The organism is Neobacillus sp. PS3-12 (genome assembly GCF_030915385.1).
GTDB lineage: Bacteria > Bacillota > Bacilli > Bacillales > Cytobacillaceae > JAEVLT01.
In genome coordinates this window covers 4,020,405-4,045,586 of the sequence record NZ_CP133268.1, presented here as the reverse complement: position 1 = coordinate 4,045,586, position 25,182 = coordinate 4,020,405, and the positions used below count along the sequence as shown (strand labels likewise).

Here is a 25,182-nt window from a genome sequence, read left to right as displayed (position 1 = left end):
GAAATTCAAGGTTAATAAACAGCTCAGGGCTTTTATTCGTAAATAAAAAACAGCTACTTAAAGTCCAAGCAGCTGTTTGAGTTCTTTTATATAGGTCCGACTTAACGGGACCTTTTCTCCATTGGGCATTATAAGATTATAAGTAGAATTAAACCATGGCTCCAATTCTTCGATCGCATTCATATTCACTAAAAAAGAACGATGGACCCGAATGATCGAAGACCCCTGTAATTTCCGTTCAAAAGCTACTAATGATTCGGTTACCACATACTTTTGTTTTTTGGCAGCAATCGTCGTCTTTCCCTCGTTTGCTTCAATATAAAGAATATCATTTACCTTTACAAGAACAATTTTTTCATCAACTGTAATCGCAAGCTTTTCGGTACGGTCAGAAAGATATTTTTTTGAACCTAATGAGATCGTTGGTTCATGTGAATGACATAATTTTGTTAATTTTTCAACTGTATGCTGGACCCTGCTTTCCTCAAAAGGCTTTAATAAATAATCAGCTGCATTCAACTCAAAAGCCTTTAAAGCGTATTCATCATAAGCAGTTGCAAACACAATAAGAGGAGGATATTCAAGCCCATTAAGCTTATTAGCAATTTCCATTCCACATTCGTCCCCAAGCTGTATATCTAAAAAGACAGCATCGATATCAACACTTTGTAAGGTATACAACGCTGTTTCAATACTCTCTGCCTGACCAACAATATCCACCTGCTTACTTCGTCTTAATAGATAGGCTAATTCATCTCTTGCTAATGGTTCATCATCCACAATAAACGCTCTTAACATCCTCTTCCCCCCAATAGCTGTCTCTTAATGGCATTTCTATCAATACTTTGGTTCCGTTTTTCGGATTGCTAATGATTTGAAAAATAGCCTCTTGTCCATAAATTTCTTCGATTCTTGTTTTGATATTCCACAAAGCAGTGCCTGTCCCTTCAGACGATTCAACCGTTTGATTTCCTAATATCTCGAGCCGCTCAAGAGGAATTCCATTTCCATTATCCTCCGTTAATAGAATCATTTTGCCGTCCTTTTCAAATGCACTGATTTTAACAGTGCCTTTTTTATTTTTTGGAAAAGCATAACGGATCGCATTTTCGACGAGCGGCTGCAAGGTGAATGGCGGTATTAAAACCTTTTCCAGTGGCGGCAAAATGTTTATTTCCACATTATAGCGATCAGGAAAGCGCGCTTGTTCTAACGACAAATAGGCTTCAACATGCTCCAATTCTTTTTCCAGTGGAATCAGCATCTGACGGGCTCCCTGCAAATTGCTTCGAAAAAAAGTACTTAATTTGATTAACAGCTTCCGTGCACTATCGGCATCTGTTCGAATCAAACTTGATATCGTATTAATAGCGTTAAATAAGAAATGCGGATGGACTTGAGCTTGTAATGCTTTGATTTCAGCATCCTTTAATAATCTCCTTTGAGCCTCAGCTTCTGCCACTTCCAATTGGTCTGAAAAAAGCTTTCCAAGTCCTTCTGCCAACTCCTGCTCCACCTGATTAAGTCTACTTTCATTCCTAAAATAAAGTTTTAACACCCCTACGGTTTGTGAATGTACCTTTAACGGCAGAACAATGGCTGCATGGAGCGGGCAATGATCTTTCCAGCATTTAATTTCTTCAGCATTTTTTGCGATCACAACTCTACCTTGTTCCAAAACATTTTTTGTTAATTGAGTCGCCATATTTCCCAGCGGTACATGATGGTCTGAGCCTGCACCAACATGGGCAAGCACTTTATGCTTGTCCGTGATCGAAATGGCATCGGCATTCGTCCATTTCAAAATGATTTCTGCTGCTTTCGTGCAGGAGTCTACCTTTAGACCTTGACGAAAAAACGGCAACGTCTGTTGGGCAATATAAAGCGCCTTGTGGGTTTGTAGTGCTCGAGTCCGCTCTTCTTCTAAAAAAATCCCCTGGATAATCATTAAAAATATTAATGTACCAAATGCGTTAATCACAATCATTGGCACAGCAATGAGTTCAACAAGGTGAAGCGCTTCCTGATATGGTTTGGCTACTACTAAGATAATCCCCATCTGGGCACATTCCATCAGAATTCCAATCATAACGGCTTTCCAATGGGCATTTTCCTCTTGGATTTTAAACTTTCTTCCTAAAAATCCAGTCACAATTCCGGCCAAAATGGTAGAAAAAGCACACGCAGTTGCGGTAAATCCACCTAAATATAATCGGTGAAGACCGGCAATTAAGCCAACTCCGATTCCTACGATTGGACCGCCAAGAAGCCCGCCAATCGCAACACCCATAATCCTCGTATTCGCAATCGCATTCGTCCGATAAATATCTGTTACCCAGTTTTGAGATGTAATCACACCATGGCCAATTGCCACACCCGTATAGTTGCTTATAATGCCGAAAAGGCCAAAAATGACGATCATCGTCACTTTCGCTGTTAATCCATGTTCATTATGAATCACCAGACGAAATGACCTCATCCGTGATAGAAGAAATGCCACAATGATCAGAAGCCCCACTCGTTCAAGCATTAGAGGTAATAAAGCAAGCATTATTTTCCCTTCTTTCGGTTTTTTAGTTTATCCAACCTGAACTTGATTGATAGAAAGGTTTCGGTTATTCAATAGATTGATATCATACCTCTTTTCACTATAATAAAAATCTGCGGATTAGAATGTACATTTTCTAACAAATTTTCTAATTCTCACGTTACCAACTTATAATATTGTTGATTTATGTTAAGTTCTGTTTATTTTTATTTAGTTTTGTTGCAACTAGTAGAATAAAGTAAAAGTGAAAGGTTTTTTGTAGTTTATTATCGGAATATTTAGTTATTTTTATATTGAAATTATATTTTTCAAAGTGTTAACATTTTCTATGTAAGTTTTAATAGTTTTTTTTCAGCAAGACTATCAACACACCTGGACTTACATAGCCAACTTAAAATAGAGGAGGAATTGTATGAGTCAACTAACAGTCGTTTTAAAAGAAAAGGTAGAAATGTTTTTGAGTGGAAAGAAAAAGCTATTTATTAATGGAGAATTTGTAGAAAGCAAATCTCAAAAAACTTTTGAAACATACAATCCTGCCACAGGTGAAGTGTTGGCACATGTCTATGAAGCTGGTAAAGAAGATATTGATCTGGCTGTTAAAGCGGCTCGTAAGGCATTCGATGAAGGGCCATGGTCAAAAATGAGTGCTTCTGAACGAAGCCGACTTATGTACAAACTTGCTGACCTAATGGAAAAAAATAAGGAAGAATTAGCACAGTTAGAGACATTGGATAATGGTAAGCCAATTCGTGAGACAACTAGTGCTGACATTCCTTTAGCAATTGATCATATGCAGTATTATGCAGGGTGGTCTACGAAGATTGTTGGACAAACCATTCCTGTTAACGGGCCATTTTTCAACTATACTCGTCATGAAGCTGTAGGAGTAGTAGGACAAATTATCCCTTGGAACTTCCCTCTTCTTATGGCCATGTGGAAGCTGGGAGCTGCCCTGGCAACTGGTTGTACTGTCGTTTTAAAACCAGCTGAGCAGACGCCTCTTTCAGCGCTGTACTTAGCCGAGTTAATTCAAGAAGCAGGCTTCCCTGCTGGTGTTGTAAACATTGTTCCTGGTTTTGGCGAAACTGCTGGTCAGCCCCTTGTGGACCATCCTTTAGTTGATAAAATCGCCTTTACTGGTTCCACTGAGGTTGGAAAGATGATCATGTCAAAAGCCTCTAAAACATTGAAGCGCGTAACACTTGAGCTTGGCGGAAAATCACCGAACATCATCCTTCCAGATGCTGATTTAACAAAAGCGATTCCAGGTGCATTGAACGGTGTTATGTTCAACCAGGGACAGGTATGCTGTGCCGGTTTGCGCATTTATTCAAAAGAAGCAATTCGATAACGTTGTCGCTGATATGGTTGACCATGCTAAGAAGATTAAACAAGGAGCAGGTATATTTGCAGACACGGAAATCGGGCCACTTGTTTCCATTGAGCAGCAAAAGCGTGTCCTTGGGTATATTCAAAAAGGAATAAATGAGGGTGCTGAGCTTGTTGCAGGCGGCGATAAGCCTCAGGAACAAGGTTACTTTGTTTCTCCGACTATTTTTGCAGACGTACGGGATGAAATGACAATTGCCAAGGAAGAAATCTTTGGGCCTGTTATTTCTGCTATGCCATATGACGATTTGGATGAATTAATTAATCGTGCCAACAATAGTGAATACGGACTGGCAGCAGGTGTGTGGACACGTGATGTAGCGAAAGCGCATTATATTTCAAGTAAGCTTCGTGCTGGAACGGTATGGGTAAACTGCTACAATACATTCGATGCAGCTTCCCCATTTGGCGGATTTAAACAATCAGGTATGGGACGTGAAATGGGTTCCTATGCCCTAAATAACTATACTGAAGTAAAGAGCGTCTGGATTTCGATGCAGTAAAAGCAATGGGACGGTACCCAGTTTCCACTAAGGAAATGGGAGTACCGTCCCTCACTAATTTAGTAATGTATATAGTGTACTGATTCTACTTATTCAGTTAACCATTCATAGATTTCTGAAATATTCTTTTCGGTATTACTTTGCCCGTTTAAATAGTAAAGCGGAGTTTTACTATTGCTCAATTCCTTGATAATTTTCTTATAAAAAGCATGGGCAAATACGGTTGTATTGATAAACACCGCATCGACTCTTTGGATTTTTGAAATATCCCGATTCTTATCCTCAACATCAACAAATTCCACAGCAGGCAAGCATTCCTTTAATTTTTGCCGCCAATTCGGAGATCCGCCAAAAATGACAATCCGCTTCGACTGGATAAACTCTGCCATCGTGTTTATAGATGGAGCATTGTCAATATTACGATCATCCCGTTCCTCTTTATAGGCATAATTTCTGAGTGCATGCACCTCTTCAGCATAATCCTCCATATTCCTGATTTGCTGTTCAAGTTGCCGCATTTTTGTATTTGCCTCTCGAAGTTCTTCTGTTAAACCTTCAATTTCTTTCTGCTGTCTTTTATGGGTAAACTCCCATGTCTGCTTCCTTCTTAAAAGATCCGCTTCCTGCTTCCTTATTTGTGTCTCTTTGGATTTCATTTCTAGATAAAAATCTTGCTTCGTTGAGTCCAAATACAATTGTTTCGATTCCCGATAAAGAGAACTGAGGCATTTAAGATACAAGCATGCTATAAAAAACAAATCTTGGTCCGCTTTGCTTATGTAATTGTACTTTTGGACATACAAGATCTCTAAAAAAACAGTATCAAGATCCGTTTTTGTAAATGGTACTTTTTCGGTTGCATCCAGTTCATGAATCTTAAGAATTTTTAGCCAGCCGCCTAAAGCCCCAATATATTTTGAAGGTGATTCCTGGAATACCTTTTGTTCAATACTTTCCGTGTCAGCATAAAGGTTTGTTTGAGAGATTTGTTTAAAGTTTTCACTGATTATAAACTCAATAAAACTGCCTAACGAATCAAAACGAGGATTTTTTGGAATGTTGTATTCCCGATATAGATCAACAATTTCCTCCTGATGCTTTCTAAACATCTTTTTTGAGAAAAATTCCTTTTCTAATTGAATTTCGTTTATGGATGAGTATAATACATTTTGAAAAGACTTCCAGGCAATATTCATTGTATTAAATGGTTTGTCTTCGCGAACGCATAGATACCAGAGAACAATATTTTGGTAAAGCAACTCTATTTCTTTAACGATTTTGCTTTTTTGCCTTTGTGCGTAGCTGCGCATAAAATGGTCAAAATCAATTTGGGTACTTTGCTGTAAATATTGGTAAGCAAATTTGTACCCTTTTTTAATTAGTTGATCAAGTAATGCAAACTGTTGGTTTTGATTACACCACGCTATCATCCCAGCTACTTTCCTGATTTTGTCTTCACTATTTGTAGAGTACCTTAAAAATAGTGGATTTCCTTTCAACCCACTCTTTTGGTACGCTTCATGAAATTCCCACTCATTCTTCCGATAATAATCCTCAATATAAGGATGCAAAAATGAATTTCCACCTAATGCAATGCTTAAAAATTGATGTAATATTTTTTGCTGTTGCTCCTGCAATAGAGTATCTGTTTGAAGTGACACGAATCTCCTCACCACGTTTTTTATAATCAATCCCAAAATCTACTTTTTTATAAAATTATAATCTATTATTTACTCTTTCGCAGTAACATTCATTACTTATCGTACCGTTTTGTTAAGATTTATTTAGTTTTGGACAGAATTAGGAGGATTATTATGATGTGATCCACAAATTATATATGCTTAGAATACGTTCTCATTCATTCCTGGTTGGCTCCTCGGAAAAATAATAGGCTAATAAAATTTCATAAGCTTCTGGAGTATCCATATCTTTTAAAACTGCCTCATCAAAGGTTGGGTAAAATTCAGCATCATCTTTATATTTTTCTAGTATTCTCTTTAGTCCTCCGTCACCATTGCTGTCTAGTATTTCCTGTTTATATTTACAGTCAATAAGTGGAGGATGCCCCTTTCTACCACAGAAAGTTGGATAGATAATACCCTTATTAGAATGAATGTACTGACTTTTTAAAGACTTTATTGTATTTTCTTTTACTAGCGGGATATCAACAGGTTGCACCAAAAATGCTCCAGCTTCCCTTTCAATTGCTTGTAAACCGCTTACTACTGAAGAAAACATTCCCTGAGCATAGTTTTCATTTTTCACAAATTTGACTTTGTAGTCTTCTAGAGCTTCTCTTACTTCATCTCCTCGGTGCCCAATAACCACAACAATGTCATCAATCCCTGAATTTAAATGTGCTTTGATAATGGTTTCAATTGCTGTATAATCACCGAATTTCAAAAGCGGTTTAAAGCTCCCCATTCTTGAGGAAAAACCAGCAGACAATATAATAGAAGAAATTTTCTTATTTTTCATTTTGAACATCCCTCTAGAGTGAATGAATTCTCCCCTACATTAATTTTACTTCTTTTCCTTTGATCAAAGAAGTAAAGTACAGGGGCAAAAACAGATATTGTTTTTGCCCCTAGAAAATTACTTTTTTCTACGTCAGTTTAAAAAGAACGTTCATATAAACGATTAGATTAGGATTGGATTTTGCGTACACACATTAGCATAATGAGTGAAATGCCAATAATGCTTAATACCCATAACCAAGCCAATTCCATATTGCCCGCATCAAGTGCCATGTAAATAGCCGTTGGTATGGTTTGAGTTTTCCCCGTATGTTACCAGCAAACATCAATGTTGCTCCAAACTCCCCCAGGGCTCTTGCAAAGCTCAAAATGGACCCGGACATAATTGCTCCTCGTGCGAGTGGAATGGAAATAAGAATAAATACTTTGAATTCACTCGCTCCATCTATCCGAGCTGCACCCTCAATATCCGGATCAATTGCTTCAAATCCTGTCATAGCAGATTGATACATGAGAGGAAAAGCTACGACAGTAGCAGCAATGACAGCAGCCCACCAAGTAAAGATAACAGGCTGCTTAAAGAGCCATTCTATCAATTGACCGATTGGACTATTCCTTCCAAAAATAATAATTAACAAGAATCCTATTACTGTAGGAGGTAATACTAATGGCAGAAGAAACCCGGTTTCAATGATCGCTTTTCCGCTAAATTTTTTATTGGCCATTAACTTGCCAAAAAACAGGCCGAAAATGGATGCTAATATTCCCGAAACAAGTGCGATTTCTATCGATAACTTAACTGGTGACCAAAAATCTGCTGACATTTGAATTATTTCAGACCTTTAAATCCGTATTTTTTAAAAATCTTCATCGATTTTTGATTTTGAAGGTACTCATAAAAAAGCGCTGCTTCTTTTGGATGTGAACTGTTTTTTATTACACCAATCGGATAAATAATTGGTGTGTGTGTATTTTCTGCAGCCGTTGCCGCAATCTTTACTTTTGATGACGTTAAAGCATCTGTTTTATAAACAATTCCTGCATCAACATTCTCAGTTTCAACATATGTAAGCACTTGTCGTACATCCTTTGCATAAACGACTTTCCCTTCAACAGCAGACAAAATATTTAAATTCCCCAATGTTTCTTTCCCATATTGTCCCGCTGGTACAGACTCAGGAGAACCAAGTGCTATTTTGTCTGCCTTCGTTAGTTTTTCAAAGGATTTGATCCCTTTACTAGAATCTTTTGGAACGATCAAGACAAGATCATTTCCAAGTAAATCTGTTCCGTTTTTCTTTTCGATCAATCCTCCTTGTTCTAATTTCTGAAATTTATCCTCAGCAGCAGAAAAGAATATATCGACTGGTGCTCCCTGAGAGATTTGCTGCTGCAATGCACCTGAGGCTCCGAAATTATAGGTTATTTTTACATTTGAATGTTCCTTCTCAAAGGTTGTTTTTATGTCAGTTAAGGCATCCTGCAAACTTGCTGCAGCAGAAATTGTTAATTCTACACTTTTAACCTGATCACCTTGTTTTTTTTCTGAGTTAGTATTTTTTACATTCTCTGAGCAACCTGATACTACTAGTAGAAGAAGCAGCATTGAAAGCAATACATGAGTAAATTTATTCATTATCCAACGTCCCTTTAATTCAGATATTGTCAATTATAACTTATTATATTTATTTATAATGAAAAATTATGTGAATGAGGCCACATCCTGTATTATTTATTTGCAAATAAAGCCTCAAAGATTAGGTAATCTCTTTGAGGCTTATCGTAAATTCTCCTAACATGTACCATTTGTATATGAATTACATACTTTTATGTAATATTTCTAGAACGTTTCTTAATTCAGCAACAGGTATTTGACCAGGTGCGGATGCACTTTTACCTGCACCAAAAGTAAACGCTGATCCAAAGACCTCGCATGATAAACGGCTAATCACACCTGTGCCTCCCATTGACATGGTAATGATTGGACGATCTGCATATTGTTTCTTCATTGTATTTGTTGCATCGAGCAGTGTTAGAACGTCCTCAGCATTAGTTGGCATTACGGCGATTTTTGGAATATCAGCACCATACTCCTGCATTTTCCGCAGACGAGAAACAATTTCCTCTTTTGGCGGTGTTTTAAAGAAATCATGATTGGACATGATCACAAAGACTCCGTTTTCCTTGGCCTTTGAAACGATTGCCTGAACCTCATTATCCCCTGTAAATAACTCAACATCCACGAGGTCGATATTTTTGGTGAGAATAGCTGTCTGATTCAACTCAACATATGTTTCATTACTAATTTCCTTATTTCCGCCTTCTTTATGAGTGCGAAACGTAAACAGAAGCAATTCATCTGCAAATAAATTTCGTAAATCTACGAGTAACTCTTTTACAGCAGCTAAATTTTCTACTTCTTCATAAAAATCAACACGCCATTCCACTACATCAGGCCGAAGCTCCTTTACAAGTTCAGCTTCATCTATAATTTGTTCTTTTGTTTTTCCGATAAGTGGAACGATAATTTTCGGCGTTCCTTCCCCTACTATCAGGTTTTTAATTTTTAAAGTACTCATATACATCCTCCATTTTCAAAAGCATTTAATAAAAAATTTTTGCAAGGTTGAATATTATATAAATCCTTAAACATCTAAATTTATATTTCAAAATTTTTTCATTTTTCTATTAGATTTTATCACAACTCTATTAATTATTAGACATCCAATTGAAGGAGTTTCTCAACTTGCCATTAAAATTTTTCTCAAACATTTTTTATGTTTAAGCATATTGATCAAGGGAATAATAAAAATTGTTGTTTGATTAAACACAAGAAAGGAGAGTTTTACATGCCACAAGGAGCTACTGAAACAAGCACCTTAAAAGTTGGTGATCAGGCACCTGATTTCACCTTGGGAGCCCATGGCGATCGCAGAATTACATTAAGCGAATACCGCGGCACAAAAAATGTATTTCTTTGTTTTTATCCCCTAGATTGGACCCCAGTTTGAGGCGCGCAAATGCCTTCTTACGAGGATGATCTTTCTCGTTTTGAAGAGTTCGATACCCAGGTCTTGGGTATCTCAGTTGACAGCGTTCCAAGTCATGATGCATGGGCAAAATCAATCGGAGGAATATCCTATCCGCTTTGTTCTGATTTCTATCCGCATGGAGAAGTATCGGAAAAATATGGCGTCCTTCGCAAAAACAAAGGGGAAGCGGCATATGGAGCTTCAGAGCGAGCCCTGTTTATCATTGATAAACAAGGAATCGTTCAGTGGATTGATGTTCATCCAATTGGTAAGCAACCTGATAATGAAGAGTTGTTTGACGTATTGAGAAAACTTTAAGCAGATAATTTAGGTTGTAGAAAATAAGGAGGATGTGTATGGAACTCTCAAGAAAAGCTATCCCATATACACCTAGCAATAAGCCGTTGCATGAAATGACCATCATGATTGTTTCTACCTCTGGCGTTCACTTGAAGGATCAGGAGCCTTTTAACACGGACCCCTCACAAGGTGATGCCACCTTCCGTATCATTCCAGGAGAAGTGGATGCAAAAGATTTAACGGTCACCCATGCAGCCCCAAAGGAGCATTATAATACAGATGCACCCAAAGAGGATATTAACTGTGTGTTCCCCATCGACCGATTAAGAGAAATGGTGGATGATGGAGACCTCGGGGGAGTAGCAGAGAAGCATCTAACTATGATGGGCTATTCCATGAGATTGAACAAAATTAATAATGAAACGATTCCTGCACTTGTAAAAGAAGTGGTTCGTTCCAAAGCGGACGCAGTCATTTTAACTGCTGGCTGACCGCTCTGTCATCGCACTGTAGTTACAGTGCAGCGCGGCATTGAATCACAAGGAATTCCAACAACTTTAATTACGTTGGACGTTGAACAATCCAGCTTGATGAGGCCTCCACGGGCTATTCATCCAGTAGGGTTCGTTTTTGGCCATTCATTAGGAAAGCCACATGATAAAACAACACAAATGAATGTATTAAAGGCAGCACTAGCCGAGCTCAATGAACATCAGGAGCCGGGCACATTCATGATGTGGATTTTCCAACTTATTAATAGCTAGAGAAAGGGATGGCAGATTGCCATCCCTTCCCTTTAGATTTAATTAGTATTTGTATTCATTATTCCAAACTTATACTTTGTAACAGATGAATACTCCTCCCCTTTTTCTAAAACCCATGACGGGAAATGAGGATGGTGAATCGCATCTGGAAGTCCCTGTGTTTCCAGGCAAATCCCCAAGTATTTACGGGATGGAACACCTTGAATGTATCCACCATTTTCTATAAAGTTACCTGAATAAACAACAACCCCAACCTCATCCGTCTCCACTGTTAAAGTACGTCCACTCTCTTTTTCCATTAAAATGATCTCATTATCATGGTTTGTTTGTAAAAGAAACGGATGATCATATCCTTTACCAACAAGTATGTTATGTGGGTGTTCTGATTCAACCCCTGTTTTAATCATACTTTCGGAAGTAAAGTCAAAAGGAGTACCCGTCACATCCAGCAAATCCCCCGTTGGAATATTTTCTTCATTTAATTCCAAATACTTTTCACTTTTTATTTTTAAAGCGTGATTTAAAATATCTCTTTTAAAATTTCCACTTAAATTAAAATAGGAATGGCTTGTCATGTTCAACAATGTTTTTTTGTCAGTATGGCCAGTATATTGGATTGATAGCTCATTTTGTTGATTAAGAGAATAGATTACACTTATATCTAAATTGCCTGGGTATCCTTCTTCACCGTCAGGACTATGGTAGGAGAATTTAACAGCTACTTCTTGGTCATTTTCGATTACAGCAGCATCCCAAATGACTTTGTCAAACCCTGTCATTCCGCCATGCAGATGATTGTTATTTTCGTTTTTAACTAATTCGTATGTTTCTCCATCAAGCTCAAAAGCTGCCCCTTTAATTCTTCCTGCAACTCTGCCAACAATGGCTCCAAAATAATAATGATTAGTTATATAATCATTTATCGCGTCATAACCAAGAACAATATTTTCGAAGTTTCCCTCTTTATCTGGTGTTATGATTTTGGTAATAATACATCCATAATTAATGCAAGTCACTTCAATACCGTTATCATTAACCATTGTATATTGGTTTATCAATCGATTATTGACTTCTCCAAATGTTTTCTGGATTATTTTCATTATTAATCAGCCTTTCATCAGATAAATACATCATTTCTTACTACTCGGGAAAAAGTCTGGGAAGATCCTATTTAATCTATGCTTTCCAGCTCTGCATTTAGAGACTCTGTAATAAACTTCTTGAATGCTTTTTGCCCTTTTTCATCCCGCTTAAATACCCCTGCGTCTTCAAGTACGCGTAAAAATTTGATGCCTACTTCTTTATGGACAATTTCGTTTACATGAGAGCTTGAAAGTTGATTGTTATATTTTATTTTTAATTCATCTGCCCATGGAATGTGGTAAGATTCTATTCTATTTGGCTGTTCTAATAAATAGTTTTGTACCTCTTCGAGCTCTGTTTTGAGGCGTGCTGGTAAAACTGCAAGTCCCATCACTTCGATCAAGCCAATATTTTCTTTTTTAATATGATGTACATCAGCATGAGGATGGAAAATCCCCAAGGGGTGTTCATCACTCGTGCGATTATTTCGCAAAACAAGATCAACTTCAAATTCGTCGTTCCGCATTCGTGCTATCGGTGTAATTGTGTTGTGCCTGGTTTCTCCTGTATATGCTAAAATTTCTGCATTTTTATCAGTATAGTTCTTCCATTTCTCCAAAATATACGCACATGCATTGATTAACTCAGCCTTATGATTACCACGTAAACGAATAACCGACATCGGCCATTTTACAGTAGATGCTTTCAGGTTCGGAAAGCCATTTAGGTTAAAATTGATTTCATCCACCGCTTTTGCCATTGTAAACTCATAGTTTCCGCCTTGATAATGGTCATGTGTCAAAATGGAACCGCCGACAATTGGCAAATCTGCATTTGATCCTGCAAAATAATGTGGGAATTTCCCGACAAATTCTAATAATCTTTCAAACGTTCCTCGATCAATCAACATGTCCCGATGTTTAGCGGATAATACAATACAATGCTCGTTATAATATACATATGGGGAATATTGAAAAAACCAAGGCTCATCTGTTAACTCCAGCCTGATCATCCTGTGATTTGACCGCGCTGGATGGCCTATTCTGCCTGGCATACCCCTCATTTTCTATGCAAAGCAAACATTTCGGATATTCGGAAGAAACCGTTTTTCTTTCCTTTTCCCTGGCAATCTCTTTAGGGTCTTTCTCGGCTTTGACAAATTAATGGTAATATCTAATTCTCCATAAGGGGTTTCCGATTTATAGTTGATGTTTTTTCCAATTCTTTTCGTCTGAATGTAATTGCTATCCCTACTAAGTTTATAAAAATATTCTGTCGCCTTACCAGGGCTTTCTTTCCATTTTTCATAGAATGCCTGATTGACATCAGAAGGCTTTGGCATAAAAACATTCATGATTTTACTGCTTAAAATTTCTTTCTCATCAAGCAAATCTTCGATTATGCCCTCTTCAACAGCAAACTGCACTAATTCTTCTAATAGGTCAGGAATTTCCTGCTCAATTCCTTCTTCCATTACTAAACTATTAGGAAAATCAAGAAGCCCTAAGAGGGACATAACCTGATTTCTTGCATAGATACTATCTTCCGCTTGAATCATTTCTAACGTAGCAAGATGCTGAACCAGCCTTTCTAATGCAATGTATACGTTCATCGTTTTCGCTCCCTGCTTCGAATATACGTCTTCATTTGATTGGTGCAAATTCCACGCATCCTGAAAAACCTAATCGCTTGTTTATTTAATGACATGCATTCAATTCGATTTCCTTTGCTCCGTCCCCAATGCTGGCAACATAGAAAGACGCCTCATAGCCAATCTTCGTTAGATATTCTTTGCTTACTTCTGCCATAAATTTATTTACCGATTCTTCTTTGACAATCGCAATCGCACATCCGCCAAATCCAGCGCCTGTCATCCGCGCACCTATAGTCCCTTCCTGATTCCAGGCAGCTTCAACAAGGGTATCCAGTTCTGCCCCGGTTACTTCATAATCGTCCCTCAAAGAAATATGGGAGCTATTCATTAAAAGTCCAAACTCGTTCAAATCACCATTTCTTAAGGCAGCTAAAGCTTTTAATGTCCTTTGATTTTCATAGACTGCATGCTTTGCTCTTTTTGTTAAAACATCATTATGAATGTGACCTTTGATTGACTCAAACTCTTCCTCGGTTAAATCACCCAAACTGGAAATCTCTTTAACCTGTTGAAGCAGTTCCAGTGCTGTTTCACACTCACTTCTTCTTTCATTATATTTCGAATCCGCAAGCTCTCTTCTTTTGTTCGTGTTCATTATTATGATTTTATATCCGCTTAATTTTAAAGGTGCATATTCATATTTCAATGTATTGCAGTCAAGCAGAATCCCGCAGTTTTCTTTTCCCATCCCAACGGCAAATTGATCCATGATCCCACTGTTTACACCGATAAATTCATTTTCAACTTTCTTCCCGAGTTTCACTAAATCCAACCGCGCAATACGGAGATCAAGAAGTTCATTGACCATCACTCCTGTAAGCACTTCCAATGAGGCTGAAGAAGAAAGTCCCGCTCCATTTGGAATATTTCCGTAAATAAGGACATCCATACCGTACGGCAATAACCCCTCTTTTTCTTGAATATAACGAATCATCCCCTTCGGATAGTTCGCCCAATTATGGACTGGGTCATATTCTAGATGATCAAGGTGAAATTCAATGACTCCCTTGTCTTCAAAATTCAAAGAATACATCCTAATGGTTCGATCCTCTCTTTTTCTGACAACTCCATACGTTCCATATGTGATTGCACATGGGAAAACATGGCCTCCGTTGTAGTCGGTATGCTCACCAATTAAATTGATTCTTCCTGGAGAAAAAAACAAACGAATTTTTTGACTTTCGTTACTTGGAAATATTTCTTCAAATTTTGTTATCAGTAAGTTCGTTTCCATAGGGCCTCTCCAACTTTCTTTTAGTAATGATAATATTACTTCAAACCACTATAGTTTTATTTTAAAGATCAAGTAAAATCCAGTCAATTATTTTAGTAAAAACTTAAGTAAAAAAAACAAAAAAAAAGCACACTGTTAATTACTCCCTATTGATCATTATTCCATTCTTTCCCTACTGCTATTCCTAATTTCTAATTGTGTAGAAATAATGACCTTTTTTGCGATTTTTCGATCGGTCATTCTTTCAAGCAGCAGGTCCACTGCTGTTTCCCCCATAAATTCTGTATAAACTTTAACCGTACTTAAAGCAGGAAAAACATATTTTGAGACACTAATATCGTTAACCCCAATAATGCTAACCTTCTCAGGAACTGGAATATTTTCCTCGTGAAGTGCACGTAAACATCCGATGGCCATTGAATCATTCCCAACGAAAAAAGCTGTTGGTAGATTATCTCCATGATCTTTTATCGCTTGTTTCATTAATTTGTACCCATCATTTACCGAGAATGATCCCATATAGACGTAGGAAGGATCTAACAGCTGCTTTTGTTTAAGATAACTCTCAAAGGTGACCTGTCTCGGGTCGGCAATATCAACATGGTCATCTTTATAAGTTTCCTTTCCTCCGATAAACCCAATCTTGTGGTGCCCATGTTTAAGAAAGTAATCGATCACATTGATGGTTGCCCTTTCAAAATTACTAACGACAGAATCGTAAAAATCTTCATCTGGAGAGCAATCCACAAACACAATATTTTCTGTTACAGTTCGAAGTTCCTCTGCCTGCTTTTGGCTAAACTTCCCGATCGCAATAACTCCATTCATCTCTTCTCCCCGTATTGCTGCCATTTCATTAAGAGATACTTTTCTTGTTTTTAGCTTGTGGAATTCACATCGTTTTTCAACCCCCAAACGAATTGACATATAGTAAAGGTCATCCAATTCCTCTTCTTCCGTATACCAGTTCACTAAAGCAATTTGATAGGTTGATGTACGACGCTCAGATTTTTTTCGATAGGATAATTCTTCTGCTGTCTGAAAAATTTTCTTTTTCGTTTCGTCACTTACCGAAAGGGTGGAATCATAGTTTAGCACCCTCGACACAGTGGCAATCGATACACCTGCACGTTCGGCAATGTCCTTAATAGTAGCCATTTTTATTCCCCATTCTAATAACTGTTCTTGTTAAGAACATCTTAATATAACATGAAAGTACGGTCAATTTTTTACTAAAATTTTACTTAATTCCTTATTTAAAATGGGGATAGCAAAGACGTTCGTTCCTTCCTCCAAAAAAAATGAAGGTGCCAATTTTTGCACCCTCATTTCGAAAAAACATATCATTTCAGCTCTACCTTATCCATGCAGAATCTCTTCAATTAAATTTAATTCATCTTTTGTAAATTCACAGTTTTACAATGCATTTACATTTTCTTCGATTTGACTGACACGACTTGCACCAATCAGTGCCGAGGTCACTTTCCCTTCACGTAGTACCCAGGCTAAAGCCATTTGTGCAAGAGTTTGTCCTCGTTCAACTGCAATCCGATTCAATGCCTTCACTTTTTTTAATACATCAACTGTTACCCGATCTTTTGGCAAAAAGGTATTTGGCTTACCTGCTCTAGAATCAGTCGGAATTCCATCTAAATAGCGTTCGGTTAACATTCCCTGTGCCAGTGGTGAAAAAGCAATCGAACCTACGCCTGATTTTTCCAATACACCCTGCAATCCATCTTCAATCCATCGCTCAAACATACTGTATCTAGGTTGATGAATTAGAAGAGGCGTACCCAGCTTATTCAAAATTTCTAACGCTTGCGCCGTTTGTTCTGCAGAATAATTAGAGATCCCTACATACAACGCTTTCCCTTGCCGAACAATCAAGTCCAAAGCTGCCATTGTTTCTTCCAAAGGAGTTTCTGGGTCTGGACGATGATGATAAAAAATGTCTACATAGTCCAAACCCATTCGTTTTAAGCTTTGATCTAAACTGCTAACCAAATATTTTTTTGACCCCCAATCCCCATAGGGGCCCTCCCACATTTTATAACCAGCATTGGTAGAAATAATCATTTCATCACGGTAACTTTTCATTTCTTGTTGAAGGATTTTACCAAAATTCTCCTCGGCTGAACCTGGGACAGGGCCATAGTTATTGGCTAAGTCAAAGTGTGTAATTCCGAAATCAAAAGAATGAAAGATGAGGTTTTTCATATTTTCATAGGAATAAACACTTCCGAAATTATGCCATAAGCCTAAAGAAATCGCAGGAAGCTTCAATCCCGAATTCCCACAACGATTGTAATGCATATCTTGATAACGATTTTGTCTTGCCTGATAGCCCATAACTCATCCTCATTTCAGCTTAATTTTAAAACTCATTACCTATCTCAATATAAAAGAACAATCCTAAGTGCGCTTGCTTCTGAATATGTATTTATTTATTTTTGTTTTATTATAATATATTTTGCCTTCATCTGTTGAATTAAAAAATATCCTTCAGGGAAAATTAACAAAAAGAGAGGAAGGTGGAATTTTTGCCTGATCTTTTACAAGCCTTGAAAAGTGTGGTTCAATCTTTTATTAAGGATGAGAACGAAACCCCTCTTCACATTGGAGAGGCTATGGGATTCTGGATATTTTTAGCATTAGTTGGTGAGACACAAGTACAGACGGAAGTTGGAATTAACAGTACAACGGACCCTGAATTGAGAAAAGCCCTGCAAGAAGCAGTGAATATGCTCAAATCGGAAAAAGAGCGAATTTCAGCATTTATGCGTTCAGAAGGTATTCCATTGCCACCTCTTAGTGAATCGAAGCCAATCTCTGACCCGAATAGTGTTCCATTAGGTGTTAAGCTGACAGATAACGAGCTTGCAAATAGCCTTAAGAAAAAAATAACGATGGCAATTACAAAATGTTCGGACACGTCAGGTCAATCGATCCGCAGTGATGTTAGTCTGATTTGGGCCGAGTTTTTACAAGAACATATCACTTTTTTAACAACATTTAAATCATTGATGCGAAAACGGGGCTGGCTCAAAGTGCCGCCACCATATTATCCTCCGGGCTTGCAGCAAACAGAAAAGTGAGGTGTACATATGCCGGATGTGTTAAAGGCTGTTAATAAAGTAATTCAATCATTTGTTGATGATGAACCCAAACCACCCTTACATGTGGGTGAAGTCATGTCCTGCTGGACCTATCTTTCTGAATTAGCAGATGAACAAGTTCATTCCGAAGCAGGGGTTAATAGTACATCGGAGCCTGAATTAAGTAAAGCATTTCATGAAGCCGTAGAGATGTTCAAATCCCAGAAAGAACGAATGATTACCTTTATGTTATCAGAGGGAGTTCCCATTCCACCCGTAAGTGAGTCCAAACCACAGTCTAATCCAAGCGATGTTCCATTGGGTGTCAAGCTGACGGATGATGAACTTGCAAACAGCCTTAATATAAAAATAGTTGTTTTAATTTCCTTTTGTGCAAATGCAATCATTCAATCCAATCGCAATGATGTTACCTTGATTTGGCTAGAATATTTACAGGAATATATGACATTTGGAGCAACCATGAAAGAACTGGTGAAAAGACGGGGATGGTTAAAAGTGCCTCCATACTATTATGCTCCAGGAACACCGTTAAAATCTTAAAGAATATCACCCCCTATTTGACCAAGAAAGATAATGGATATAAAATAATATTAATGTTTTCTAGGGTTCCGTGATCATTGATCAGACTGGTCCGAGAGAAAACCACACTACGGTAAAACGCAGTGTCACACGGAGGGATAAAAGCCTGGGAGAGATATCACATTGATGTCTTTCTCAGGCTTTTTTTGTTAATAAAAACTTTTAATAAGGAGTTTCACCTTATGACATTTTTAGTGGAATATAAATGGTTTATTTTAATTGGCTTGGAAGTATTGGCTTGGACTTCCACATTCTTCTTATTTTATGCTAGATACAGGCTTCAATCGAAATTTTGGTTTAAAGTTGGGATGGTTTTATTTGCGATTACCGGCGTCATCCCTCAAGTGCTAATGGGTATCATAAATTTTATTATAAAAAGAGAATTAGATATATTTACATTGGTTATCATCCTGCTAATTCTTTACGGAGCCACAATTGGTAAAAAACAAGTAAAAAAATTAGACGTATGGGCACAAAAGAATTTTCAAAGGAAAAACGCTGGAAATATAGATAAATTTTCTTAACATTTTTCTTCAGCAAAAAGGCCCTTTAACAAAAATAGGCGCAATCATCTCTCGTCTTTTAAGGAAAGCAAGATAATAATCGAACGGCCACTATGGCATCCTTCTTATGTACAAATCAGTATGAAAAACAAGTGTTGAGAGGAAACTTCGCAGATGTGATATTATGTTAAGTATTAACAATTAATAATAAGCAGAAAATATGCATGTGTTTATTCATTTCATGCATGTTTTCTGCTTATTATGTTTCAAAAAAAACTGTAAAATTAAAACGGCAATTGGACATAGTTTTAATTTTTCACAGGAGGATAGGATCATGCTCTTGCTTTTAGTTGAACAATTTGAGCGTGTTGGCTTTTTAATTGCGATGGCGTTTTTATTTTCCAGGATGCAAAAGCTGCGCCATTTTATGCATTATCAGGAAGAAAATAAAAATATTTGGCTTTTTATATTATTGTTTAGTTTTTTTGCCATTTTAGGCACCTATTCTGGTTTACCAGTAACGGGCATCGGGTATCGGGAAACTCCCTTGATTTACAAAATTTCAGGCTGGGAAGCAATTGCTACAGCTAGGACAATTGGTATTGTCATTGCCGGTTTGTTCGGCGGGGTCCGAGCTGGGATATGTACAGGATTGATTGCCGGAATACATCGTTATTCTTTAGGAGGATTTGTTGCATTTCCCTGCTTAATTGCATCTATCCTTGAAGGTATTTTAGCTGGACTGATGAAAAATTCGCTTAAAAAGCGATATCGGCAAAAATCTTCCATACTTATGTCCTTTTTGGTAGGCTTTCTCTCTGAAACTGTACAAATGGCAGTCATTTTACTACTGGCCCACCCTTTTGATCGAGCACTATCCCTTGTTCAACTAATTGGAATTCCACAAATATTAGCAAATAGCTTAGGCGTTGCTTCCTTTTTTGTCATTCTCATCCAAGTAACGTTTGAAGAGGAGAGAATAGGAGCCTTTTATGCTCAAAAAGCACTAAAAATTGCTGAAAGCACCCTATCGTATTGGCGAAAGCCACTTAAAAATGCTGTAACGGAAATTGGGCAGGCATTGCTTCGTGAAACTGGAGCAATTGGCATAATCTTTCAACAAAAAGATAACATTCTTTTTCAACAAGGTGAGCTGACCTCATATAAAGCACAGTTGCCAATCGAGTATCGTTCATACAAAATAGGCGCCTTCCAGCTTTTTTACAAGAGGAAGCAAGATCTTCAAACCGCTGAAATGAAAGCTATTTTAAATGGATTAGGTCAATTGTTCAGCCAGCAGTATGCTTTGGCAGAAGCAGAGAGGCAGGCACATTTGGTGACGAATGCGGAAATTAAAGCACTGCAGGCGCAAATGGATCCTCATTTTTTATTTAATGTGCTAAACACCATTAAATCCTTGATTAGGACTTCACCTGAAGAATCAAGAAAGATGATTACCCAGTTGGCCAAATATTTACGAAAAAATATGCAGAGTGTACATCAAGATCTTATTACCATCAAAGAGGAATTAGAGCATGTAAAGATCTACTTAAGTTTGGTAAAGGCAAGAATGGGAGATCGTTTACAAGTTGAATGGATGTTAGATGAAAACTGCCTTGACTATACAATTCCCTCCTTAACCATCCAACCTCTTGTCGAAAATGCCATTGTACATGGAATTAAGGAACTTAGCAGTAATGGTTCGATTAAAATCAGCGTATTGAACATCACAAATGGGGTCAAAATTTCTGTTTTAGACAATGGAAAAGGAATGGAAACGAATATTGTTAAGGAAGATAGCGAAGAACATATGGGATTTGCATTAAAAAATATCCAGGAGCGCCTTTTTTATCATTTTGGTGATAAAGCTCATTTTACAATCGAGTCCCAAATCGGAAAAGGAACGTTAGTAGCATTTATTCGTCCTAATGACGAAGCTCTCCGTTAGGTTTTACAAAAAATATGTTAAGAGATGATAATGATGACAATTCGAGTATTGATTGTTGACGATGAAAAGCCTGCTCGTGAGGAGTTGGCCTATATGCTTGGTGAAATAAATGGCATTGAGCTGCTTGGTGAAGTAGCCACTGGGATGGAAGCTGTAAAGAAAGCGAAAGAACTAAAGCCGGAACTTCTGTTTCTTGATATTGGGCTCCCCGATTTATCTGGATTGCAGGTTGCTGAGCTTTTAAAAGAATTTGATTTTTCGATTCAGATTGTTTTCCTCACCGCATATGACCAATATGCAATTGAAGCATTTAAGCTTCGTGCCTTTCATTACCTATTAAAGCCTTACGATTTGGAAGACCTTGTCGAGGTACTCGATGCATTTAGAAATTTGTTACAGGAAAACCAACTAAAAACTGATCACTCAAGAAATAAATTAGCAATTGAAAGCGAAAATGGGATAACCTATTTATCACCAAAAGAAATTTATTTTATCGAGAAACAGGGGCGTGAAGTCATTATTCACACAAGAACGGAACAAATAAAGGCCACCTTTACCCTTAATGACCTTTTTGAGAAACTTGAAGTGTTTTCGTTTTTCCGAACGCATAAAAGCTACTTAGTCAATCTAGATCATATAAAAGAGTTACGAACATGGTTTAGCGGCTCTTATAATTTGATCATGGAGGACACAAAACAATCTGAAGTACCAGTGAGTCGAAATTATGTCAAAGACTTACGCAATAAGATTGAATTATGACATCTTAGTATACGTTTTCAACATGATAGGATGAGAAACCCCGATTTCAAAAAGTACTTGATATAATCAATTCGTAAAGTGAAAACGCATTCATAGGGGGTATTAACTTGAAGCCATTAATTTTTATATTGGTACTTATTCCTTTTCTTGCACAATTGGTAGCGTTGCCATTAGTGAATAAAATAAATCCGTTTATATTGGGATTTCCATTGTTTCACTTTTGGTTGCTCATTTGGATGATCCTTACACCAATATTTACATGGGCTGTATACAAAATTCAGAAGTCCAGGGGGGAAATTGAAGAATGAAAGGAAATTTAACCGCTCTCATTGTTACTTCAATCATTGTGCTAATTGTTATTGGAATTGGTTTCTATGCAGGCCGAAGCAAAGAGTCACGCAGTTCTGTTGAAGAATGGTCTGTTGGTGGTAGGCGACTAGGAAGCTTGTTTGTTTGGTTTCTGATCGGGGCTGACGTATATACTGCTTATACATTTTTAGGCCTGACCAGTTCTGCTTTTACAGGCGGAAGTGTTGCCTTTTTTGCAACGCCATATGTTGTATTGGCTTACCCGCTCGCATATTTCTTTTTACCAAAGATTTGGAAGGTCGGTAAGGAACATAATTTTACAACATTGGCCGATTATATTAAAGGCCGATTTGACAGTAAATTATTCTCTGTCTTAATTGCGATAAACGGTGTACTGATGTTGATTCCGTATATTGACTTACAATTAAGCGGAATCCAGGATACATTACGAGTAGCCGGAACAGGTTATATTAATATCACATTTGTTGTTGTTGTATCATTCTTACTTGTTGCGTTTTATACATTCTTTGCTGGAATTAAAGCACCAACCTATACTGCTATTTTTAAAGATATTTTAGTTTGGATTATCATGTTGTACATGGTTGTTTCCATTCCAATCATTCACTTTGGCAGCTGGGGCAATATGATGCATACAACTGTTGCAAAAGCACCACATATGCTTACATTGCCAACCTCTGGTCCGAAAGGGATGTTATGGTTCTCAACTGCTGCGTTGATCTCTGCGATGGCACTATTTATGTGGCCGCATACAGCTACAGGTGTATTTAGTTCAAAAAGCGGGAATTCTTTAAGAAAAAATGCGATTGTCTTGCCTTTTTATAACATTGTTTTAATGCTTGTTACTTTCTTAGGAATTACAGCATTCTTAGTTATTCCAAAAGGAACTGACCCGCGTTTTGCTTTCCTAGAATTAATCCATATGTCATATGGTGGTACAACGCAAGGATTTGCTTATGCTACCATTGCATTAGCATCATTGGTACCATGTTCCATCATGGCAATCGGAGCGTCAAGTCTGTTTGCAAACAATATCTTTCGTGATGTCATTAATCCAAAAGCATCAGGAGCTACAATGACAATGGTTACACGTTATATGGTATTTGTGGTTATCGGACTTGCACTATTGTTTGGTTTGCTTTTCCCTAACGCACTTATTTCATTACAGTTAATGGGTGTATCAGGTATCGTGCAAATCTTCCCGGCTGTTGTCTTCAGCCTTTTCTGGAGAAAACTTTCAAAAGAAGCAGCCCTATCTGGTTTTATTGCCGGGATGGCCGTAATCGCTTTCCTTTATGCAACCCATCAATCATTTGGTGCATATGAAGGATTCTGGGGGCTTTTAGTTAACATTGCGGTTCTTGTTGTTTTAAATCCTATGTTTGCCAAAAAAGCACAAGAAAGAACAAACCCAGTTATCGAAACATTGTTTGGCAAAAAAGGGTCTAAACAAAGTTCACAACAAAAAATCAGTTAATAATTATGATATTAAGGAAAGCACACGAGTTAAAATAATCTCGTGTGCTTTTTTTGTTGCTATCGGGATTCCAGTCGAGACCAAGGAATTGCATTTTCAAGAATGATAGCTAACAATATACCTACTAACAGTCCATTCGAAAGGATCGCGTGCATAAACCCGTGAATGCTCGAAAAGCTGCTACTCGGGGTTGCAAGAATAGCTAGTCCAACAAGTGTTGGCAGGGCTATTCGAAAAATGCTCTTAAAATTAAATTGCATACCCTCAATATTGCGCAACGCCGATCCGAATAACTGTAAATAGGCTACAAATAGTACTGCATCTCCGACACTTATTGGCAGTGTAGAAAAGAAACTCGCCAGCTGTGGTACACAACCAAGTACAATGAGTAAAACGGAACCGATGATAAAGGGTGCTCGATTAAACAATCTTGTTGTCTGCAGAAAACCAATGGATGATGTATAGGGCGCATAAGGAACAGTCGAAAATATTCCTGATAACACCGTATAAATTCCTGACAAAACAAATGATCTTCGATATGCCCCATCCTTCATTGAAATGCCTAACAGGGGTTCTGCTGCTCTAAATGTTGCGATAGCGTTGGATGTGTTGATCACGGCTGTGCATATACCTGCGATAATAATGCCTACATCAAAGGATGGTTTACCCCAAACAAATATTTCAGCGATATCGTGAAAATGCGGAACCACTACTCGTGTTGAGGTTCCAAATAAAAATGCATACAAGATCCAGCCAACAATAATTCCAATAAGAATCGAAAAGTTACTCAACATTCCCCTTCCTGCAATCGTTAAAACAGAGACCACAATAACAAGGACAATAGACAACAGTGCGACTGGACCTTGCACTTTACCGGTGCTCGTAATTCCCATCATTCCCGCAAAGAAAATATCAATTAATTGTGACGCTAACAAGAGTAATAGAACTGCCATTACAATTGGTGTAAATAATCGATTAAGAATTTTATGAAGTCCCGATACCCCGAATAGAATCACAACAGCCCCACCAATCATAATTCCGACAGAGAGACTACCTCCTACCTCACCAATTGACTTACCTGAAGATATTCCAATGGAAGCAATGCTTAGGATCATCCCCCACCATTGTCCTGTTTGCCCCTCCATTAGCGGGAGACGATGACCGATTAAAGCTTGGATAAGGCAAGCAATTCCCGTGAGAATAAAAGATCGGGCCATATTGCCGCTTATTTGTAAAGATGACAAATGGAAAGCTTCCCCTACCGATAACGGAATAACAACTGTATTCACAAATAAAAAACTTAGCCACTGGAAACCAGCAATCATGGTTGTTATGTAACCCTTGAGTTTAAACAAGATGCATTCTCCCCTTTTGAAACACTTTGCCGTTCAATTATACAATGTTTATCCAATCTTATTAAATAGTGACACCGCAAAAAGACACTTAGGTAATTAGTCTTGTGTTTATATGCCCTCAACTCACT

At 37.7% G+C, this 25,182-nt stretch carries 21 protein-coding genes, 4 pseudogenes and 1 riboswitch; of the genes and pseudogenes, 12 read left to right on the top strand and 13 right to left on the bottom strand.

The annotated features are described in order from the left end of the window. Positions 1 to 57: 57 nt before the first annotated feature. Positions 58 to 798 carry a LytR/AlgR family response regulator transcription factor gene (locus RCG17_RS20450; RefSeq protein ID WP_308171913.1) on the bottom strand — a complete coding sequence of 247 codons (741 nt, stop codon included), beginning with the start codon at positions 796 to 798 and terminating at the stop codon, positions 58 to 60. Next, positions 773 to 2,551, bottom strand: coding sequence for a LytS/YhcK type 5TM receptor domain-containing protein (locus tag RCG17_RS20445; RefSeq protein ID WP_308171912.1), 1,779 nt, complete (start codon positions 2,549 to 2,551; stop codon positions 773 to 775). Before RCG17_RS20445 ends, RCG17_RS20450 begins: the two co-directional genes overlap by 26 nt. A 547-nt stretch (positions 2,552 to 3,098) precedes the next feature. On the opposite strand from RCG17_RS20445, the pseudogene RCG17_RS20440 reads away from it, so the two are divergent. Further along, positions 3,099 to 4,443 (top strand): annotated as a pseudogene (locus RCG17_RS20440) (aldehyde dehydrogenase family protein). Between the two features lie 89 nt (positions 4,444 to 4,532). Here the strand turns inward: RCG17_RS20440 and RCG17_RS20435 are convergent. The 5 genes and pseudogenes from RCG17_RS20435 to aroD all read right to left on the bottom strand — a co-directional run bounded on the left by RCG17_RS20435 (position 4,533) and on the right by aroD (position 9,499). After that, entirely contained in the window at positions 4,533 to 6,104 is a 1,572-nt protein-coding gene (locus RCG17_RS20435) for a hypothetical protein (protein ID WP_308171911.1), read from the bottom strand. 193 nt (positions 6,105 to 6,297) lie between these two features. Then, positions 6,298 to 6,921: a nucleotidyltransferase family protein gene (locus RCG17_RS20430; RefSeq protein WP_308171910.1), complete on the bottom strand. Its 624-nt coding sequence runs from the start codon at positions 6,919 to 6,921 to the stop codon at positions 6,298 to 6,300. 167 nt (positions 6,922 to 7,088) lie between these two features. Then, positions 7,089 to 7,744: pseudogene (gene modB, locus RCG17_RS20425) on the bottom strand (molybdate ABC transporter permease subunit). 5 nt (positions 7,745 to 7,749) lie between these two features. Next, a complete protein-coding gene (gene modA, locus RCG17_RS20420) occupies positions 7,750 to 8,556 on the bottom strand; it encodes a molybdate ABC transporter substrate-binding protein (RefSeq protein WP_308171909.1) in 807 nt (268 codons plus the stop codon). Between the two features lie 181 nt (positions 8,557 to 8,737). Then, a complete protein-coding gene (gene aroD / locus RCG17_RS20415) occupies positions 8,738 to 9,499 on the bottom strand; it encodes a type I 3-dehydroquinate dehydratase (RefSeq protein ID WP_308171908.1) in 762 nt (253 codons plus the stop codon). Positions 9,500 to 9,697: 198 nt separating this feature from the next. On the opposite strand from aroD, the gene RCG17_RS20410 reads away from it, so the two are divergent. From RCG17_RS20410 to RCG17_RS20400, 3 genes are read left to right on the top strand one after another with little or no spacing between them, the layout of a single operon-like run. Beyond that, positions 9,698 to 10,270: a peroxiredoxin gene (locus RCG17_RS20410; protein WP_308171907.1), complete on the top strand. Its 573-nt coding sequence runs from the start codon at positions 9,698 to 9,700 to the stop codon at positions 10,268 to 10,270. Between the two features lie 38 nt (positions 10,271 to 10,308). Further along, positions 10,309 to 10,743, top strand: coding sequence for a glycine/sarcosine/betaine reductase selenoprotein B family protein (locus RCG17_RS20405; RefSeq protein WP_308171906.1), 435 nt, complete (start codon positions 10,309 to 10,311; stop codon positions 10,741 to 10,743). Positions 10,744 to 10,770: 27 nt separating this feature from the next. Then, positions 10,771 to 11,016, top strand: a complete 246-nt coding sequence (locus tag RCG17_RS20400) for a hypothetical protein (RefSeq protein ID WP_308171905.1) — start codon at positions 10,771 to 10,773, stop codon at positions 11,014 to 11,016. A gap of 38 nt (positions 11,017 to 11,054) precedes the next feature. On the opposite strand, the gene RCG17_RS20395 is transcribed toward RCG17_RS20400, so the two are convergent. The 5 genes and pseudogenes from RCG17_RS20395 to RCG17_RS20375 form a co-directional block, all read right to left on the bottom strand. Then, a complete protein-coding gene (locus RCG17_RS20395; RefSeq protein ID WP_308171904.1) occupies positions 11,055 to 12,116 on the bottom strand; it encodes an aldose epimerase family protein in 1,062 nt (353 codons plus the stop codon). 71 nt (positions 12,117 to 12,187) lie between these two features. After that, a pseudogene (galT, locus tag RCG17_RS20390) lies at positions 12,188 to 13,711 on the bottom strand (UDP-glucose--hexose-1-phosphate uridylyltransferase). Between the two features lie 85 nt (positions 13,712 to 13,796). Then, positions 13,797 to 14,987 carry a galactokinase gene (locus RCG17_RS20385; RefSeq protein WP_308171903.1) on the bottom strand — a complete coding sequence of 397 codons (1,191 nt, stop codon included), beginning with the start codon at positions 14,985 to 14,987 and terminating at the stop codon, positions 13,797 to 13,799. A gap of 156 nt (positions 14,988 to 15,143) precedes the next feature. Continuing rightward, positions 15,144 to 16,145: a LacI family DNA-binding transcriptional regulator gene (locus tag RCG17_RS20380; RefSeq protein WP_308171902.1), complete on the bottom strand. Its 1,002-nt coding sequence runs from the start codon at positions 16,143 to 16,145 to the stop codon at positions 15,144 to 15,146. A gap of 258 nt (positions 16,146 to 16,403) precedes the next feature. Continuing rightward, on the bottom strand, positions 16,404 to 17,339 hold the full coding sequence (locus RCG17_RS20375) for an aldo/keto reductase (protein WP_308171901.1): 936 nt from the start codon (positions 17,337 to 17,339) through the stop codon (positions 16,404 to 16,406). Positions 17,340 to 17,530: 191 nt separating this feature from the next. Here RCG17_RS20375 and RCG17_RS20370 point away from each other — a divergent pair, with 191 nt between their 5' ends. The 8 genes and pseudogenes from RCG17_RS20370 (at position 17,531) to RCG17_RS20335 (ending at position 23,699) form a co-directional block, all read left to right on the top strand. Further along, positions 17,531 to 18,085, top strand: a complete 555-nt coding sequence (locus RCG17_RS20370) for a DUF3231 family protein (RefSeq protein ID WP_308171900.1) — start codon at positions 17,531 to 17,533, stop codon at positions 18,083 to 18,085. Between the two features lie 9 nt (positions 18,086 to 18,094). Continuing rightward, a complete protein-coding gene (locus RCG17_RS20365) occupies positions 18,095 to 18,646 on the top strand; it encodes a DUF3231 family protein (protein ID WP_308171899.1) in 552 nt (183 codons plus the stop codon). 49 nt (positions 18,647 to 18,695) lie between these two features. Beyond that, a riboswitch (guanidine-I (ykkC/yxkD leader) is annotated at positions 18,696 to 18,800 on the top strand. A gap of 67 nt (positions 18,801 to 18,867) precedes the next feature. Continuing rightward, positions 18,868 to 19,209, top strand: a complete 342-nt coding sequence (locus RCG17_RS20360) for a hypothetical protein (RefSeq protein WP_308171898.1) — start codon at positions 18,868 to 18,870, stop codon at positions 19,207 to 19,209. Positions 19,210 to 19,274: 65 nt separating this feature from the next. Continuing rightward, positions 19,275 to 19,379 (top strand): annotated as a pseudogene (locus RCG17_RS20355) (enoyl-CoA hydratase); the annotation flags it as partial. Positions 19,380 to 19,522: 143 nt separating this feature from the next. Further along, positions 19,523 to 21,136, top strand: a complete 1,614-nt coding sequence (locus RCG17_RS20350; protein ID WP_308171897.1) for a LytS/YhcK type 5TM receptor domain-containing protein — start codon at positions 19,523 to 19,525, stop codon at positions 21,134 to 21,136. A 30-nt stretch (positions 21,137 to 21,166) separates the two neighbouring features. Continuing rightward, positions 21,167 to 21,895, top strand: a complete 729-nt coding sequence (locus RCG17_RS20345) for a LytR/AlgR family response regulator transcription factor (protein ID WP_308171896.1) — start codon at positions 21,167 to 21,169, stop codon at positions 21,893 to 21,895. A gap of 107 nt (positions 21,896 to 22,002) precedes the next feature. Further along, entirely contained in the window at positions 22,003 to 22,203 is a 201-nt protein-coding gene (locus tag RCG17_RS20340; RefSeq protein ID WP_374120853.1) for a DUF3311 domain-containing protein, read from the top strand. Further along, entirely contained in the window at positions 22,200 to 23,699 is a 1,500-nt protein-coding gene (locus RCG17_RS20335; protein WP_308171895.1) for a sodium:solute symporter family protein, read from the top strand. The genes RCG17_RS20340 and RCG17_RS20335 overlap by 4 nt, the downstream gene beginning before the upstream one ends. 59 nt (positions 23,700 to 23,758) lie before the next feature. Here RCG17_RS20335 and RCG17_RS20330 read toward each other — a convergent pair whose 3' ends face one another. After that, positions 23,759 to 25,054, bottom strand: coding sequence for a uracil/xanthine transporter (locus RCG17_RS20330; protein ID WP_308171894.1), 1,296 nt, complete (start codon positions 25,052 to 25,054; stop codon positions 23,759 to 23,761). Positions 25,055 to 25,182: the final 128 nt, after the last annotated feature.

Bases quoted from the DNA above. Each gene is read 5' to 3' on its own strand.
- RCG17_RS20450 (WP_308171913.1), bottom strand. From the start codon at position 798: ATGTTAAGAGCGTTTATTGTGGATGATGAACCATTAGCAAGAGATGAA.
- RCG17_RS20445 (WP_308171912.1), bottom strand. From the start codon at position 2,551: ATGCTTGCTTTATTACCTCTAATGCTTGAACGAGTGGGGCTTCTGATC.
- RCG17_RS20430 (WP_308171910.1), bottom strand. From the start codon at position 6,921: ATGAAAAATAAGAAAATTTCTTCTATTATATTGTCTGCTGGTTTTTCC.
- modA (WP_308171909.1), bottom strand. From the start codon at position 8,556: ATGAATAAATTTACTCATGTATTGCTTTCAATGCTGCTTCTTCTACTA.
- aroD (WP_308171908.1), bottom strand. From the start codon at position 9,499: ATGAGTACTTTAAAAATTAAAAACCTGATAGTAGGGGAAGGAACGCCG.
- RCG17_RS20405 (WP_308171906.1), top strand. From the start codon at position 10,309: ATGGAACTCTCAAGAAAAGCTATCCCATATACACCTAGCAATAAGCCG.
- RCG17_RS20395 (WP_308171904.1), bottom strand. From the start codon at position 12,116: ATGAAAATAATCCAGAAAACATTTGGAGAAGTCAATAATCGATTGATA.
- RCG17_RS20385 (WP_308171903.1), bottom strand. From the start codon at position 14,987: ATGGAAACGAACTTACTGATAACAAAATTTGAAGAAATATTTCCAAGT.
- RCG17_RS20380 (WP_308171902.1), bottom strand. From the start codon at position 16,145: ATGGCTACTATTAAGGACATTGCCGAACGTGCAGGTGTATCGATTGCC.
- RCG17_RS20375 (WP_308171901.1), bottom strand. From the start codon at position 17,339: ATGGGCTATCAGGCAAGACAAAATCGTTATCAAGATATGCATTACAAT.
- RCG17_RS20365 (WP_308171899.1), top strand. From the start codon at position 18,095: ATGCCGGATGTGTTAAAGGCTGTTAATAAAGTAATTCAATCATTTGTT.
- RCG17_RS20360 (WP_308171898.1), top strand. From the start codon at position 18,868: ATGACATTTTTAGTGGAATATAAATGGTTTATTTTAATTGGCTTGGAA.
- RCG17_RS20350 (WP_308171897.1), top strand. From the start codon at position 19,523: ATGCTCTTGCTTTTAGTTGAACAATTTGAGCGTGTTGGCTTTTTAATT.
- RCG17_RS20345 (WP_308171896.1), top strand. From the start codon at position 21,167: ATGATGACAATTCGAGTATTGATTGTTGACGATGAAAAGCCTGCTCGT.
- RCG17_RS20335 (WP_308171895.1), top strand. From the start codon at position 22,200: ATGAAAGGAAATTTAACCGCTCTCATTGTTACTTCAATCATTGTGCTA.